Origin of the sequence: Glaciecola punicea ACAM 611, from assembly GCF_000252165.1 — a bacterium.
Taxonomy (GTDB): Bacteria; Pseudomonadota; Gammaproteobacteria; order Enterobacterales; family Alteromonadaceae; genus Glaciecola; species Glaciecola punicea.
Genome location: NZ_BAET01000019.1, coordinates 92,054 through 108,360 on the forward strand (window position 1 = coordinate 92,054; position 16,307 = coordinate 108,360).

The following is a 16,307-nucleotide window of genomic DNA, read 5'->3' on the forward strand; positions in this document are numbered from 1 at the left end:
AGTAAGGTAATGGGTATTATTCACCGGGCCATATCTACACGAACAGGTGAATCAGCCGTGCAGGGTTTTCAAATAAACAAGCCAAGACTGGGGCGGTGACGCTTATACAGTATTTTGGCAGTGCCTTGAGAATCTAAACACCCACTTTCACATGCTTTTTTGAAGGTGCTATTAACGAAAATTCTAAGGGCACCGCTACGTTTACCCACATCAAATCGCCTATAAATGACCATATGGTTTACTTGGTACACACCATCCGTCAACGCATTGCCAGCCATTAAGAGAAAGTCGGTTTGGTGGTGCGCGATATGCAAAAACAGTTACCTGAACTTGCCAGTAGATGATGAATATAGTCTATTGCAATGCGCCTTAAGTAAGTTATCGTATCGCCATGGGGCCACAACAAGGTCAAAAAGTGTTTACCATGCAAACCTTACCTTCGGGCATCGAGGGTGAATGTGGTCAGTTAACTAACACGCCTAGGTTTTCCCTTCATGCTCGCACATTCGTGTGAAGTTGCTTGCTTGCGCTGATGAGCCAGATAAATTAGAGCGCCTATGCCGCTACATCAGCGGCCCAGCCATCAGTGAGAAACTTTTGAGTATGACGCAACATGGAAAAGTGCGTTATGAGTTGAATACCCCACATCGCGATGGTACCACTCATGTATTTTTATACCCAATTGACTTCATTGGCAAGCTTACTGCCCTCATTGTGCCGCCAAGACTCAACCTCACTCGATTCAGATTACCCGCTAGTTGGGAGTATTCGCGCCAAACAGTAATCTAAGTGCACAAGTGACAACATCATAGCGAGGAACAAATAACCCTAATCTTGTTAGCAAAAGTAATAGTCAATCTGATAACTAGCAGGTAATCTACTTTATCATGCGTGGAGTATCAGCCTGACTCGCCGGTTACCGGCCCAGCATCTCAGACGAGTTTTGAATTTTGGGACGTAGGGTTTCTGCTATACACAATACTAGGAAATACATTATTTCATGTATGAGCATCCGCATGTAGCTCCCCAAGTTTCAGTACCAACGACTACAAACGTAAGAATTTGACTGTCGCCATTTTTAACTCCTTTAGCAAATTGCAATCTAACCTGAAAAACAGCTGTAACAATGGGTAGTGCATAACGTTAATTTGTCCTATACTCAATAAGTTAAATTTATTTTGGCGATAATCGTTCGGTTAATACATCAGGTTTGCATCAATATGTAGTATTTATTCTATCTAAAGGAAAAATAATGATAAGAAAATCAACACTAGTAATTGCAGTTTTGTTTGCGGTCGGATTAGCTGGTTGTGCATCGACACAACCGCCAAGAGATGTTGACACTATTCAATCTTCAAAAAGTAAGACACTAACTGACCCAAAAATCACCGAATCAGACGGTAATAGTTTAGAGATAACATATGCAGAGATTTCTATGGGTTTTGATTCTAGCTGTAATCCCTATCAGTCTTTCAGCGATGAACTGAATGACTGCAGCCAACTCCCTGAGAACGTTAAAGTAATGGCCATAGCGCATTGCGAAGTAAAAGACAAAAAAGCCGTGTTTCATGGCAGTGGGAAAAACCTACTACAAATGACAGTATCTAAATTTACTTGCGAAACGAAAAATTCTTAATATATGGGAATAGATCAAGACCCTTATTTTAATCCAATTTTATCATTTTACAGATTAATTGGATTAAGGTGAGGCTTGAGTAACTCTTGGTAGTTTAATATTCCTTGTTACTGCCCTTCAAAATGTCATCGGCATTGTGAATAAAACATGCGCATCATTGATGTCAATATTATAAGACGCAGGAACATTCAGCTAAGGACTGTATTTCACATGACACACCATGCCCACTAACAATCAGCAGCATCCAAAATAACATACAACCAATATTGACCACTACCAACTCTGCGATCAGCAGTCACCCAACTTTCCTTTAAACTTAACTCTAATACAGACTGTGAAAGCTCTGCAAAAACCTCTTCAGTCATATCGGTAAAAACTTTGGCGCCCTTCACACGCTCGCTGTCACCGATATGACCGAACAAACTTGCTTAACGCCATACTCAACAATAGACAAGATATCCGCATCGTGGTGATTGTAAACGATATGGATAGGATTTTATTAAATTGACTAGATCGCAATAATAAGTCTGTAAGTCTTTATAGGACCTGAACAGTTCTATGGAGGTTGGAAGAGGAAATGCGCGGAAATTTTAACAACACTAGCACGGCGACATAGTTTGCCAAAGGCTTATAAGCTGCCCCCCAACTTAGTCGATATGCTTGATGATAGAGTCCTAGCGGGCTTACCCAGACTCGCTCAGTGCTTTTTTCAGCGGCTCTAGATGCAGCTCATAATTGCGCCATTGTTCAAGGCCACTTTGATAAATGGGTTGGCGAACCTGTTCTGAGCTTGGTGTGCGAACCGCCCGTTTGTTGCTGTGAAAATCAATACAAGCCTGCTCAAAAGGAAGGCCGCAATAGTCCAATATACGCCTAACTTGCATCTCCAAGTCAGCTACTACATCTTCATACTGCACGCGTAAAATTTTGCCCGGTAATGCCTTGTCCCAATGATCCATAATCTCAACATATTTGCGGTAATAATGTCCAATATCACCAAGATCATAAGAGAACTGCTGACCCTCGCCGAATAGCTGTTTAAAACCGCTAAAACAACACGATAAAGCGTTGCGTCTTGCATCGATAATTTTGGCGTTGGGCAGAATTAGCTGTATAAGGGCAATATGTCGGAAATTGTTAGGCATCTTGTCGATGAAAAATATGGCTCCTTGGCGATGATGCTGGGTCTCTTCAATATAAAGCTCGCCCATTTTAGTTAAATTGTCGGCCGATATATTATTTAAAATGCCAGGATAACGAGGAGTATCTTGGGCTACTTGTCGACCATTTAAGCGATGCGCCAAGCCGATGATATTGGCCAATTCCATGGTTCCGTCAACCTGTGAGTGTGAAGACAAAATTTGCTCTAGAAGTGTAGAGCCCGCCCGTGGTAGTCCTACAATAAATATAGGGTCGGGAGCGGAGCAACCCGATTGTTTATGACGTTCAAAAAACGCCGCATCAAAATCATTTTCCTGGGTATCAAGCGATATATCTATCGGTTTACTATCGTATCGGTCCTGCTCGTTTTTCAGCTTGTTGCCGCGATGGTAAAAAGAGAAGGCTTCGTCAAAGTGTTCGCTGTCCTCGAGGTCTTTGCCAAGGGCAAAGCAGAAGTGGATTTTGTCGATTATTGCGGTTGTTGAACTTGCCTCATACTCCCGCATTTGCAGGCGTTCATCCGCAGAAAATCGATACGTTTTGAGATTTGCCAAACTCCAAAACGCATCTCCAAAATCGGGTTTGATGCTATAGCTCTTGCGATACGTTTTAATAGCGTCTTCAACACGTCCCATCGTTTTTAAGGCATGGCCCAGCGTCAGGAGTACTGAATAGTTGTCCTGATTGTCATGCAGTACACTTTCGAAGGTGCCAACAGCCGATGAAAAGTCTCCCGTTGCCTGCTGGGCATTTCCAAGGCTAATTTTTAAATTCGTGTTATTAGGGTCAGAATCTAGCAGAATTTTTGCTTGCTCTAATGCTTTATGAAATTTTTGCCGCTTTTGCAAAACATGGACATAGTCCAAACGGGCTCTTTTATAGGTCGGCTCAAATTGCAGACAGCTTGCTAATAAGAATTCAGCATCGTCAAGAATTTGAAACTTAGAGGCTAACTCAGCTAGCAGGCGCATCGCTTCTGGTTGATGGGGATTGTCTTTGAGAAAGTGACGACAGAGCTTTTCTGCACGATGTAATTTTTTTTGATATATGAGGCTCGATACGGACACTAATGCCGGGGGCAAACTGGCAAGCCAATCAACATGTTGCTTAGCTTCTTGGCGCTTTGAATAATTTGGTTCATCGGCCAGTACGCGCCAACTTCCGAATAATGTCGGGTTTAAGACAAGCGCTTTTTCGAACGCCACTATGGCTTTAGTGGTTTCCCCCAAGGCCTTGTGAATAAAACCTTGCTCTTGATGCGCCCTAGCATGCTCGGGCATCTTTGACAGTATATGCGCAAGATTATCCATGGCTTGGGCATGTTTACCTTGTTTACGCTGGCAAACGGAAAGACAATAAATACCTTCAATATGTCCCGGGTTTTTGGTAAGCATATCATCAATATTTTTAGACGCTTCGCTCAAGCGACCTTTATTAATCAATAATTGACACTGTTTAATAATCTGTTCAGGTAGGGCGTTATTCAATTGGTCTGGCAAAATAATGTCTCGGTAAATATCAGGATACAGTAACTATTGTATAGATAAGCCCAGAAATAAAAAGGGTCGGCGTTATTAATCGCCGACCCGCTTATGCTTTAAAATGATTCAAAATCATTGAAAATACTAATAAGCATAGCTCAATCTGACACCAACAGTGCGAGGTCGTGTTGGCGACACCCTAAACACATTGTCGGCCGAACCCGCGGCAACTTGCCCTAGGGTATCGGTGGCATTGTCAATAAAGAAGGTTGCTTTGTAGTCTTCTTTCCCAAACGTGGCTGACAAGTTAAGCTGATTATAAGACGGCAACTCGACACGATCAGCAGACACTAGACTATTAAAGCGTGAATCTGTCCACTTAAATACACCTTGGTAGACAACCGAAAAATCGCCTAGTTCTTGGTAGAAACGTGCCCCAATAAGGCCTTCATTTTCTGGTGCATAGGGCAAATTTGACCCTACAGGTGTAATATTCACAAGCGTATCGGGAATATCGGTCAATTCAGAGTCTATATAACTAAATGAGCCAAAAACATCTAGGTAATCATTCGCGGCCCACTCAATTTCAAATTCAGCACCATTGATTTCGGCGGTTCCAACATTATCAAAGAATGAAGTATTGGCGATAGAAAGATCGAGAACGCCTTGCTGAAGATCACTAAAGTCAACGTTGTATATAGCACCGTTAAAACGCAAAGAATTATCTAACCAACTTGTTTTCCAGCCAAATTCAAGACTCACAACATCATCGGTGTCAAAGGTAGCAGGAATGCCACCAGTCCCCGCTGCACGGTTGAAACCGCCGCCTCTGAAGCCTTCAGAATAGGTCCCATAGAACATTGCATCAGCATTCACTTGCCAACGTACATTTCCTTTAAAAATGGTGCCTGATAAGGTTGCCGGAGTCAAACCCGCTAGTCTTGCATCTACATTTGTGCCATTGGCTGCTTCGGGCCCAGACGCTCTTTGACCGTTAGACGACTGTCCCATCAAGCCTATATCAATTTCGTAGCGACGCGCCCCAACGGTAAGGGTAACATCATCTATAACATCGTAAGCTAACTCACCAAATATCGATAACTCTTCACGATCTGTTTGGAAGTCATTGAAGAAGGTCACGCCTGCAGGGCGAGCGCTGCCATCTGTATTAGTGAAAACGCCTGGTATTGGAAAGTTCGGTGAAAAACCCGCTGCAATAGAACCGGCATAGGTGAAGTCAGTTAAAGTGTTGAGTTTCTGGTCATCAAAGAACACACCACCAATCGCTCTAAAACGATTTTCAGCACTGGTTGCTACACGAATTTCGTGAACCGTACGTTGGGTCTCAAACTTTTCAGTTGTGGTCATCACCGGACTAAAGCATTCATCATAGCCTGGGTACGTGCATATGTAGTAAGGCACGAAAGGGCCGACTTCTATGTAAGCGGTGTAGTCGGTCTGACCTTGGAACGTGCGATCTGTGAATGAGCCGTTATAGATCACTTCAAGACCGCTAAGCATGCCATTGACGGTCCACTGGGTGAGGTTTACCTCATCATCACCTACACTTGGCGAAAAGGTTGTGTCGTTCAAGTCGTCGTCGCTACTAATTGACGGGTCATATTCAAACGAGCCTTCTGTATCAAGTTGTTGACTTGTGTGCTGAACCAATACATCCCAGTCGTCATTTATTTCCCAAAATGCGCTTAGTCTCATTCCACGATGTGTCGCTTCGTTATAATCATCTTTTGCAAGCGTGGAATTACTGACTACTTGGCGAGATGAGGGAACATCGCCACCTAATCCTGGGTTTGTTAGCGGTAAAGTAGTCGTGGCAAGGGGATTATCAATAAAGCCTGCATCAGTAGAATTATAACCGGCAATACGTACCGCAAATGTATCTTCAACAATGGGAATATTGACAAATCCCTCTGTTTTATTGCTGATACCACCGCTCTTCGTGGATGATATACCTATTTCACCACCTGCTCTGAAGTCGCTCAAATCTGGCTTGTTGGTGATAAGACGCACGGTACCTGCTTGGGAACTGGCCCCAAATAATGTACCTTGAGGGCCTTTTAACACTTCAATTCGTTGTAGGTCAACTGCAAATAAATCAATATTACGACCAGGCGTGGTAATGGGTGTTTCGTCAAGATAAAAGGCAACACTTGGCTCCCCTCCAATACCGGCAAGTCTTACATCAGCGCGACCTGCGGATACTCCACGGATATATGTTTCCTGTTTACCCGGACCTTGACCTTCAGAGCTGACTCCCGGTAGCATTGCTACGTAATCTTCAAAGCTGTCAATGCCGAGTTGTTGAAGTTTTGATCCACTTATTGCTTGCACAGCGAGCGGCACAGATTGCTGGCTTTCTGAACGGCGAGTTGACGTTACTATTATTGTTTCTAGTTGGCGTTGGCTCTCAGCTGCTTTTTCTTCGTTTTGGCTCGTTTCCTGAGCTTGTACCACGCCATTGCTTAAGGCAAGCGCGATTGCCACGGTTAATACAGTTTTAACAGGTCGGTTTGTTTGATACATGTGTACCCTCATTTATTATTTTCTTCGAATTAATCAATTTACACTAATGCTAGGCATATAAATGTTCCGAGTTTCCGTGAAAGGCCTTTATCAACAGCAATATCTCTAGCCCCTTAACGACAGATCGTTATAAAGAATGATTCTGATACAACAGTGGCCTCATAATTACCTTTTGTGTAGGTCCATTCTTTAATTTTACGGAAATCTTCCGTACATAGGATACTACAGTATTTGAAAAATTACCGAATATATAGATAAAACGGCAGTTTGACACGCTATTTGGGACCAACACGTTGGTGATCAGTCTTTGCTATGTCTCACTACAATATATAAAGCCTAATAGTGTGGAATGTTCGGCTATCCCTTTGAGGTCGCCAATATCAGAGTCGAAAGGTATTTGCTATGTAGCAATCGTATTTCTGTTAGAGTATAGCGTATATAAGTAAATCAAAATTATAAAAAAATATGCCGCAAACAGAAAATGTAATGCCAAAAGTCGTATCAGACGATCTCAAAAAAAGATATTTGAAACTGGCTGTTTTAGTTATTGTTGCAGGAATTATCTATCCTTTAATTTATTTACGCCAAAACTTTGAAGTCAGTATTTTAGAAGCTTTTGATATTACCTCCAAACAACTTGGCCAAAACTACGCAATGCTGGGATTTATCTACCTAATTAGCTATATACCCAGTGGTTGGCTAGCAGATAGGGTATCGCCTCGTATTTTAATGTCTTTTTCTTTATTTTTGGCAGGAGGTTTGGGTGTTTGGTTTGCCTCAATGCCCAGCGCCAATGCCTTAATGCTTATCTTTGCTGGTTGGGGCATTGCCGCCGGTTTAACATTTTGGTCGGCATTGATCAAAGCCACCACCTTACTTGCTAAACCAGAGGAGCAAGGGCGTTTTTTTGGGATTTTGGATGGCGGCAGAGGTTTAATTGAGGCTGCCTTAGCCTCAATTGCCGTTGGTATTTTCGTTTATTATACCAGCGATGTTGGACAAGACACCACCGAAGCATTACGTAAAGTCATTTGGCTGTATGTGGGAACCATGTTGTTATTTGCGCCAATCTCCTACTTTATGTTAGATGACCATGAACTCAACAACGAGGCCAGTAATGACGAGGCACCCCGCAATTGGATTAGCGACTTAAAAAGTATCGCTAAACAAGAAAAAATTTGGTTGTGCGGACTGTGTATTTTAACGGGTTATCAATTGTTTTGGGCTACTTATTCTTTTTCTGCTTATATGCAGAATTTTTATGGTTTAACCGCCGTTACTGTTGCTTCTATTACCGTCGCTAAACTTTGGATGCGTCCTATTGGCGCTGCTGCTGCTGGCTTTGCTGGTGATTTTTTTGACCGAGAACATGTATTAGCGGGTCTATTAATTTTAGCCTCATTAGCACTTGGGGGTTTAGTGTTTATGCCCGCTGGGGTTGGCACAGTTGCGTTATTAGGCACTGTATTAATTATCGGCTTTTTGACATATGCGGTTCGGGGGATCTTTTGGTCAACATTAGAAAGTTGTAAAGTGTCTAATAATATCAAGGGCTTGGCTATTGGCGTTATTTCATTGGTTGGATATTCGCCTGATATTTACCTACCACTAGCCAGCGGCTACTTATTTGAAGCTTACCCCGGTAAAGCCGGTTATAGTATTTATTTTGGCAGCATTGCCGTGATGGGCTTTATCGGTGCTTTTGCCGCCTGGCGATTGCGCTACTTGGTGAATTTAGCGAAGTAAACAGTTTCGGTAAAGTCTTAATCGGTAACACATATAAGTGAGCCCGTTATACTGACGGGCCCCGCTTCATTTGGCTGCTGCGCTGGCGTGATTGCCACTCCTGGTCTCTATAAACAGTAGCATTACTGGCAGGCAATACTTGTCGCTTAATAATATCAGCGGCACGTTCGGCAACCATTATGGTAGGTGCATTGAGATTACCGTTAGGTACCGTTGGAAATACCGACGAATCGACAACACGAAGCCCTTGTAAACCCCTAACACGCATTTGTGGATCCACTACCGCTAAGTTGTCGTTGGCCGCGCCCATTCGGCAGGTGCCGCAAGGGTGATAAGCACTTTCTACGGTTGCACGCACAAAGGCATCTATTTGTGCATCGCTTATTACTTTATCGCCGGGTTGAATTTCGTCTCCACGATACTGGTCCATACTGGGTTGGGCGATTATTTCGCGCGACAACTTAACGCAAGCGCGAAATGCTTCGACGTCGTCGGGGTGTTGCAAATAATTAAATTGAATGTGAGGAGGACAATGCGGATCTGCATTTTGGACTTTTATCGAACCTCTGCTTTTGGGCTTATTGTGGCCAATATGAAGCTGGAAACCATGCCCCTCAAAAGCTGATTTTCCATCGTAACGCATGGCGGCAGGCAAAAAATGATATTGCAAGTCTGGCCATTCAAGCCCTTTTTTCGAACGAATAAAACCACAAGATTCAAAGTGATTAGTGGCGCCTAAGCCCGTTTTAAATAATATCCAGCGTACTCCAATGGCGAGTTTACTGAAGGGCCCTAACTTGCCGTTTAGCGTTATGGGCTGCTTGCACTTGTATTGGAAGTAAAATTCTAGGTGATCCTGAAGGTTTTCTCCCACGCCGGGCAGTTCGTGCTCCGGGCTAATGCCTGCAGCCACGAGTGTATCAGTATTACCAATGCCCGATAATTGTAAAATATGCGGAGAGCCAATTGGGCCCGCACTCAATATAACCTCTTTGTTTGCTAAAGCTTGGCTTATTTTGTTGCCTTTAAAGAACTCAACACCTACCGCTCGCTTGTCTTTTAACATGACTTTACTAACTTGAACCCCGGTGCTAACCGTTAGATTAGCGCGCTGCATCGCTGGGCGTAAATAGGCGTTAGCCGTTGACCAGCGCACCCCGTTTTTCACCGTCATATGCATGGCACCGAAGCCTTCTTGCTGATGACCATTGTAATCATCGGTTGCAAGGTAACCAGCATCCACTCCAGCATCAACAAAAGCTTGGTATAAAGGGTTTTGCATGTTGTTACCATTATTAACTGCTAGCAATCCGCCTTTACCGCGGTAATCATCACTGTCAAAGGCCCAGTCCTCGGCTTTTTTAAAGTACGGTAAACAATGCTGATAATCCCAGTTATCTGCGCCATGGGCCTGCCATTCATCAAAGTCGCGAGCATGCCCGCGCACGTACACCATACCGTTAATAGATGAAGAACCGCCTAAGACTTTTCCCCGCGGGCAGTGCATTTCCCGGTTATTTAAAAAAGGCTCTGGTTGACTGTGAAATTGCCACGCATATTTTTTGCTGTTCATAGGAATAGACAGCGCGGTTGGCATTTGAATAAATATACTGCGGTCTGAGCCGCCAGTTTCCAATAACAACACCGTGGTATTAGGGTCTTCGGTCAAGCGATTCGCCAGCACACACCCAGCCGACCCGGCACCCACAATGATATAGTCAAAAGTGTCAGTTGTTGCCATTAAAATGGCCCCTCAAGCTTTTCCATACCCACGTAAACTGATTTGGTCTGCGTATATGATTTGAATGCTTCAACCCCATTTTCACGACCAATGCCAGACTGTTTGTAGCCCCCAACCGGCATTTCCACCGGTGAGTTGCCATAGGCATTGATCCAACAAATACCCGCTTGCAGTTGCGCAATTACGCGGTGGGCGCGGCGTATATCATTGCAGAAAATACCTGCGGCAAGACCGTAAATGGTATCGTTGGCACGTCGAATAACGTCTTCTTCAGAGTCAAAGCTTAGCACCGCCATGACGGGTCCAAAAATTTCTTCGCGGGTAATGCTCATGTCGTCGCTGCAATCGGTGAAAATGGTGGGTCCAACAAAGTAACCCTTTTCACAGCCCGCTGGTTTCACACGTTCACCACCAAAGGCGAGAGTTGCGCCCTCATCTTTGCCTAACTGAATATATGACAGCACTTTTTGCATGTGACTTTCACTAATCAATGCACCCATATTAGTGGCTGGGTTGAGTGGGTCCCCCACAATAATATTGTCGCGAGTTCTCGCCAATAGACTTGTCATAAACGCTTCATAGCAATTTTTGTGCACAAACACACGAGTGCCATGAGTGCACACTTCACCTTGGGTATAAAAATTCGCCAGCATGGCGCCGGTGACAGCCTCGTCAATATTGGCATCTTCAAACACAATTAACGGCGATTTACCACCCAGCTCCATCGTCACATTTTTCAGCGTGCCTGCCGCAGCGGCCATCACTTTTTTACCGGTGCTGACTTCGCCAGTTAAGGATACTTTGGCAATTTTTGGATGCTTAACCAAATAACTGCCAACTGCGCCGTCTCCGTGGACCACATTAAACACACCCGGAGGTACGCCGGCTTTTATGAATATTTCGGCCAATAGGCTGGCAGTACGTGGGGTTTCTTCAGACGGTTTAAATATCATGCTGTTACCAGCGGCCAAAGCTGCAGCCGCTTTCCAGCAAGCGATTTGCAAAGGATAATTCCAGGCACCTATGCCCAAGCACACGCCTAATGGCTCGTGTCGGGTATAAAAAAAGTCATTGCCGACGCTTTGTTGTTCGCCCATCATCGAGGGACATAAATTAGCAAAATATTCAATGGCATCGGCACCGGTTTGCACGTCAACCTCTACTGCTTCTTGCCAAGGCTTTCCTGTATCTAGCACTTCAATTTTGGCGAGTTCGTCGTTGCGCTCTCTGAGCATGACGCTAGCGCGTTGCAAAATTCGAGCGCGCTCAATAGGCGGGGTTTTAGACCACGTATTAAAGCCTTCCTGCGCACTTTTAAGCGCCTCTTCTAGGAGTGCTTCACAGGCCGTTTGTGCGGCGTAGATTACGTTTCCGGTGGCCGGATTAATAATATCAAAACACGCATTATCGCTGTTGTCGACATAGCGGCCATGAATAAAGTTTTTTAGTAATGTAGAAGACAATGATACCGCCAATTTATGTGAGTCCTTATTTACGCAGCACTATAACTGTTTTATAAAATGATTTATGTGTTTTTTATACAATGCTTTCGTTGGGCTGAGCTTTTATTGATTTGAGAAACTTTTCGTAAATTGTAAGCAAAAGCTTACAATTATAGCCGCAATTGCTGTGATAATTTACATAGTTGGGTGCCCTAACTAACAATTGTTTAAAGCAATTAAAAGACAGTCTTCATTGCGCTTCGGCAAAGAATAAAAGCGGGTATTATGCATGAATTAGCCTCACAAACCCAACCATGTTTTAGTGCTAGAATATACCTGTTGTGTAAACGCAAGATTAATGTCTAGCATGACTACTAGCAGATAGTTTTTGTCTATTCATGGTTATCGCTATAAAATGATTTGGCGCAGCTTTCGTGCCAGCTTGCTTTTAATTTAATTACAGGTCTTAGCGTCAAGTTCATTGTGCCTTAAGGCCATTATCATCCAAAATATCAAATCAATATTTTAAACATAGACTACTGGAGAAAACATGGACATCATCGCTCATAGAGGTATCAGTGCTCACTACCATGAAAATACCATGTTAGCATTTGAGAAAGCCTTAGAAATAGAGGTGTATGGTATAGAAGTGGATTTGCATCAAATAGAAGATCAATTTGTTATTTTCCACGATTTTCAGCTAGATAGACTCGCGCAAACACCTGCAGATATTGCCGACTTGTCACTTCGAGACATTTCACAGATACGCCTAGAAAACAAACATAAAATACCCATCCTTACCGAGCTTTTTGAATTAGTAAAAGGCACATGCATGCTAAACCTAGAGCTTAAGCACATATGCAATCCAAATATCTTGCTCAAACAAATAGCGCATTATGTTACACAGTATGAGGGTGATGTTGTTTTATCCTCTTTTAATCACCCACTGCTAGCGCAACTACAGGCATTAATTAAAGGGACAGAACTTAAACAGTATATAAAGTTTGGCGCTTTAATCGGGCATTTACCGGCGACAATGGCTCAGTATGCGGTTGATATGCAAGTAGATATAGCAGCAATAGATGCTAACTTGATTAACCTTGAGTTTGTAGAGCACGCACATTTACACAATATTAAAGTGTGGAGTTACACCGTTAATGTTGAGACAGCTTTCATTAAACTTAAAGAAATGGGGGTAGATGCAGTCTTTAGTAACGATCCGGCGCTGCTGACAAAGCTCGCATAGAGCCATATCAAAGTGCACATTAGCAATTTCTGCAATCGCTATGGGCGGATTACATCATACCGCCCATGAAGTAGTAAGCTCTATAAAACATAAAAATGTTCGCAGAGCTTAAGAACTGCCGGCGTTACTTCAATCCTATATTCAAACAAAAGTAGGAGCCTGTGGCACATCCCCTCGCCTCGTTATGTAAACAATACAATCGTCTTTACCTTTATTTTCAAAATAACGAGTACAGCCCATTGGTGTACTGAAGTTATCGCCTTCGTTTAGCACAATAACCTCACCATCAATCTTTATAGTCAAGCAGCCATTATGTACAAAAATAACCTCTTCTTCTGCTCGTGTATGCGCTTCAATAATGGCGTCAGATTTAAGTTTTACTGCGCGCATCACAAAACCATGGGTCCAGCTGAGTTTAGATGCCTTGACCCCTTCTTTAGATGATGCAGGACCAACAAGTGATGCTTCTTGAACACCGTCAAATTGCGACAATAAGGTGTCATCTTGCCAGAAGAAATCTTCTTTATGCAGAACAATATCAACCAAATCTTTACTATTCACTATGCGATGTTCGGCAATCTGCTGTTGCGATGTGACTGGCATGGGAGAAATATTATCGGGAACTGTTTCGCCTTTGTTTGTATCAATCAAAGAACCATTTTCTAACAATACGAGTCCATATACTTTGGCTAAATCGAATACTGCAGGAGCCCATAACACTCGCCCAGGGTCATCGCTACCTAATACGGCATGCAGATATCCCAAGCCTTTATGCTCACCTTTTAGTAAACCTTCACGGCATTCAAAACCTCTAAATATACCTGTTGGAATAGAAATGACGTCGCCAGCAAACAATGTAATGCGTCCATCTTTTCCCTCTACGCCAGACATAAAGTCCCAACTGCCCGTATGCACAAGAAATACTTCTTCGGTTAGATGGCTATGTTGCGAGTTTAAGCATCCAGCAGGTTGGCGTGCCCCACCAATGTTAAACCCATGGGGAATACCAATATGAACGTGTTGTTCAGCGTTTTCAGCCACGCCAGGACCGATTATCGTAAAATTTTCTTTTTTATCTGAGCCTGGGCTACGAGTATCTATAAAGGCAGTCATGCATGCCTTTAGGTCATCATAACGAACCATTCTTTCTTGTAACGACATTATTTTTCCTTTTAGTATTGGCTAACGTGCGGTCCAGCCACCGTCTACTTTGATACATGTTCCAGTAATCATTGCAGATAGGTCGCTTAGTAAAAAAACACAAGCATTCGCAACATCATCTGTGGTGGCCAGTGATTTCATGGGGATCATATCGTACACAAATTTCTTAAAATCTGGATTTTTAAACATGGGCTCAGTCAGCTCAGTGAGGACAAATGTGGGTGCCACGGTATTCACACGAATGTGTTTTTCTGCCAACTCAACCGCCATCGCTTTGCTTAGCCCTTCAACGGCATGCTTCGACATACAATATAGTGTGCGATTAGGTGAGCCAACAAAGCCCATTTGCGACGACATATTAACAATGGCGCCACCCGACTCAGTCATTTTAGCAGCGGCCGCTTTTGCTGTTCGATACATACTCTTGATATTTATATCAACCACGTCATCGAGGTCTTGGTCTGCTTGCTCAAGCATAGGCGCTACGCGGTTAGTACCTACATTATTGATTAAACCGTGTAATTCTTTCAATGCTCGTACGCGTTGCACAAATGACTCGTTAGTAACATCTTCTTCCCATACTTCAATATTTTGACCAGCTAATTGCCGCAGACTAACAAGGTCTGCACGCGTTCTAGCAACCGCAATTACACGTGCCCCACATTGAGCGGCCAAAATAGCGCAAGCTCGACCTATGCCCTTTCCTGCGCCGGTAACTAAAATCGATTTCCCCACTAATAAGTCAGCGCTAAATCCAGACATCAATTCACCTTAAAGTATATTTTGCATTCGAAGTCATTATTAAGTAAGATAATGTTAATAGCAATGAATTTGTTTGATTTATCCATTATAAATTATACCTTGGAGCTCGTAAATGATTAAGTATTTAAAGAAAGGACCTACTCAAGAAGAGAAAGTAGCGTCGAACAAAAAAGTGCAGACTATTGTTGAAGATATTATTAGCAATATTGAAAATAATGGCGACGAAGCGGTAAGAGAGTATTCAGAAAAGTTCGATAAATGGACTCCGAAGTCATTTAGACTTTCTAAAGAAGAAATAGCAGATTGTTATGCTCAACTTGATGAACAAGTTATTTCTGATATTCGCTGGGCTCAAACGCAGGTGAGAAACTTTGCACAAATCCAACGTGACTCGATGAAAGACGTTGAAGTAGAAACGCTGCCAGGAGTGACCCTAGGGCACAGACATATTCCAATGGAGTCGGTTGGTTGCTATGTGCCCGGCGGCAAATATCCCCTGGTTGCATCTGCGCATATGAGTGTAGTAACAGCAAAAGTAGCGGGCGTAAAACGCGTCATTGCCTGTGCCCCTCCTTTTGACGGTAAACCGTCAGCAGCGATAGTTGTTGCTATGGACATGGCTGGAGCTGATGAAATTTATTGTTTTGGCGGAGTACAAGCAGTTGCAGCAATGGCTATTGGTACCCAAACAATTGCACCTGTCGACATGATTGTTGGTCCAGGTAATGCTTTTGTCGCTGAAGCTAAGCGTCAATTATTCGGGCGTGTTGGCATTGATTTATTTGCCGGGCCCACTGAAACACTCATCATAGCTGACGACAGTGTAGATGGAGAGCTGTGTGCTGCAGACTTATTAGGCCAAGCAGAGCATGGTCCAACTTCGCCGGTAGTACTGCTAACGAATAGTGAAACCCTCGCGAAAGAAACGATGAAAGAAGTTGAACGGCAATTAAAAATACTATCTACTGGTGAGGTTGCCGGGCAAGCTTGGCGAGACTTTGGTGAGGTAATTGTGTGCGATACTTACGAAGAAATGCTGAGCGTTGCAAACAACCTTGCATCTGAACATGTTCAGGTAATGACCAAAAATGTAGGTTATTTCAAAGATAATATGCAAAACTTTGGTGCTTTGTTTCTAGGACCCGAAACCAATGTATCCTATGGCGATAAGTGCATAGGAACAAATCATACACTACCAACTAAAAAGGCAGCACGCTATACTGGTGGTCTATGGGTTGGAAAGTTCATCAAAACATGCACTTTCCAATATATTACAGAAGAAGCCTCGGTAGTGGTTGGTAATTATTGTTCAAGATTATGCGCGCTAGAAGGGTTCGCTGGACATAAGGAACAAGCTGACATAAGGCTCAGACGATACGAGAAATAA

12 protein-coding genes are annotated in these 16,307 nt (G+C 43.3%); 5 read left to right on the plus strand and 7 right to left on the minus strand.

The window, feature by feature from the left end:
- The first annotated feature begins 510 nt into the window (after window positions 1-510).
- Both GPUN_RS14650 and GPUN_RS08540 read left to right on the plus strand, forming a co-directional pair.
- Entirely contained in the window at window positions 511-789 is a 279-nt protein-coding gene (locus GPUN_RS14650) for a transposase (protein ID WP_238528958.1), read from the plus strand.
- Window positions 790-1,252: 463 nt separating this feature from the next.
- Window positions 1,253-1,636, plus strand: coding sequence for a hypothetical protein (locus tag GPUN_RS08540; protein ID WP_006005631.1), 384 nt, complete (start codon window positions 1,253-1,255; stop codon window positions 1,634-1,636).
- A gap of 227 nt (window positions 1,637-1,863) precedes the next feature.
- On the opposite strand, the gene GPUN_RS08545 is transcribed toward GPUN_RS08540, so the two are convergent.
- The 3 genes from GPUN_RS08545 to GPUN_RS08555 form a co-directional block, all read right to left on the minus strand.
- Complete coding sequence (locus tag GPUN_RS08545; protein ID WP_006005633.1) at window positions 1,864-2,058, minus strand: hypothetical protein; 195 nt, start codon at window positions 2,056-2,058, stop codon at window positions 1,864-1,866.
- A gap of 261 nt (window positions 2,059-2,319) precedes the next feature.
- Window positions 2,320-4,296 carry a tetratricopeptide repeat-containing sulfotransferase family protein gene (locus GPUN_RS08550; RefSeq protein ID WP_006005635.1) on the minus strand — a complete coding sequence of 659 codons (1,977 nt, stop codon included), beginning with the start codon at window positions 4,294-4,296 and terminating at the stop codon, window positions 2,320-2,322.
- Between the two features lie 126 nt (window positions 4,297-4,422).
- Window positions 4,423-6,822 (minus strand): TonB-dependent receptor, encoded by a 2,400-nt coding sequence (locus GPUN_RS08555; protein WP_006005638.1) that lies wholly within the window; start codon window positions 6,820-6,822, stop codon window positions 4,423-4,425.
- 486 nt (window positions 6,823-7,308) lie between these two features.
- Here GPUN_RS08555 and GPUN_RS08560 point away from each other — a divergent pair, with 486 nt between their 5' ends.
- The gene (locus tag GPUN_RS08560; protein WP_040520763.1) at window positions 7,309-8,568 is read left to right on the plus strand and encodes an MFS transporter; all 1,260 of its coding nucleotides are present in this window, start codon (window positions 7,309-7,311) and stop codon (window positions 8,566-8,568) included.
- A gap of 46 nt (window positions 8,569-8,614) precedes the next feature.
- On the opposite strand, the gene betA is transcribed toward GPUN_RS08560, so the two are convergent.
- Both betA and betB read right to left on the minus strand, forming a co-directional pair.
- The gene (gene betA / locus GPUN_RS08565; RefSeq protein ID WP_006005642.1) at window positions 8,615-10,309 is read right to left on the minus strand and encodes a choline dehydrogenase; all 1,695 of its coding nucleotides are present in this window, start codon (window positions 10,307-10,309) and stop codon (window positions 8,615-8,617) included.
- Window positions 10,309-11,772, minus strand: a complete 1,464-nt coding sequence (gene betB, locus GPUN_RS08570) for a betaine-aldehyde dehydrogenase (protein ID WP_040520765.1) — start codon at window positions 11,770-11,772, stop codon at window positions 10,309-10,311. Before betB ends, betA begins: the two co-directional genes overlap by 1 nt.
- Before the next feature lie 529 nt (window positions 11,773-12,301).
- Here betB and GPUN_RS08575 point away from each other — a divergent pair.
- Window positions 12,302-12,997 carry a glycerophosphodiester phosphodiesterase gene (locus GPUN_RS08575; protein ID WP_006005646.1) on the plus strand — a complete coding sequence of 232 codons (696 nt, stop codon included), beginning with the start codon at window positions 12,302-12,304 and terminating at the stop codon, window positions 12,995-12,997.
- 141 nt (window positions 12,998-13,138) lie between these two features.
- On the opposite strand, the gene GPUN_RS08580 is transcribed toward GPUN_RS08575, so the two are convergent.
- Window positions 13,139-14,158 (minus strand): cupin domain-containing protein, encoded by a 1,020-nt coding sequence (locus tag GPUN_RS08580; protein ID WP_040520727.1) that lies wholly within the window; start codon window positions 14,156-14,158, stop codon window positions 13,139-13,141.
- Window positions 14,159-14,179: 21 nt separating this feature from the next.
- The gene (locus GPUN_RS08585; RefSeq protein ID WP_006005650.1) at window positions 14,180-14,920 is read right to left on the minus strand and encodes an SDR family NAD(P)-dependent oxidoreductase; all 741 of its coding nucleotides are present in this window, start codon (window positions 14,918-14,920) and stop codon (window positions 14,180-14,182) included.
- 112 nt (window positions 14,921-15,032) lie between these two features.
- On the opposite strand from GPUN_RS08585, the gene hisD reads away from it, so the two are divergent.
- A complete protein-coding gene (gene hisD / locus GPUN_RS08590; RefSeq protein WP_006005652.1) occupies window positions 15,033-16,307 on the plus strand; it encodes a histidinol dehydrogenase in 1,275 nt (424 codons plus the stop codon).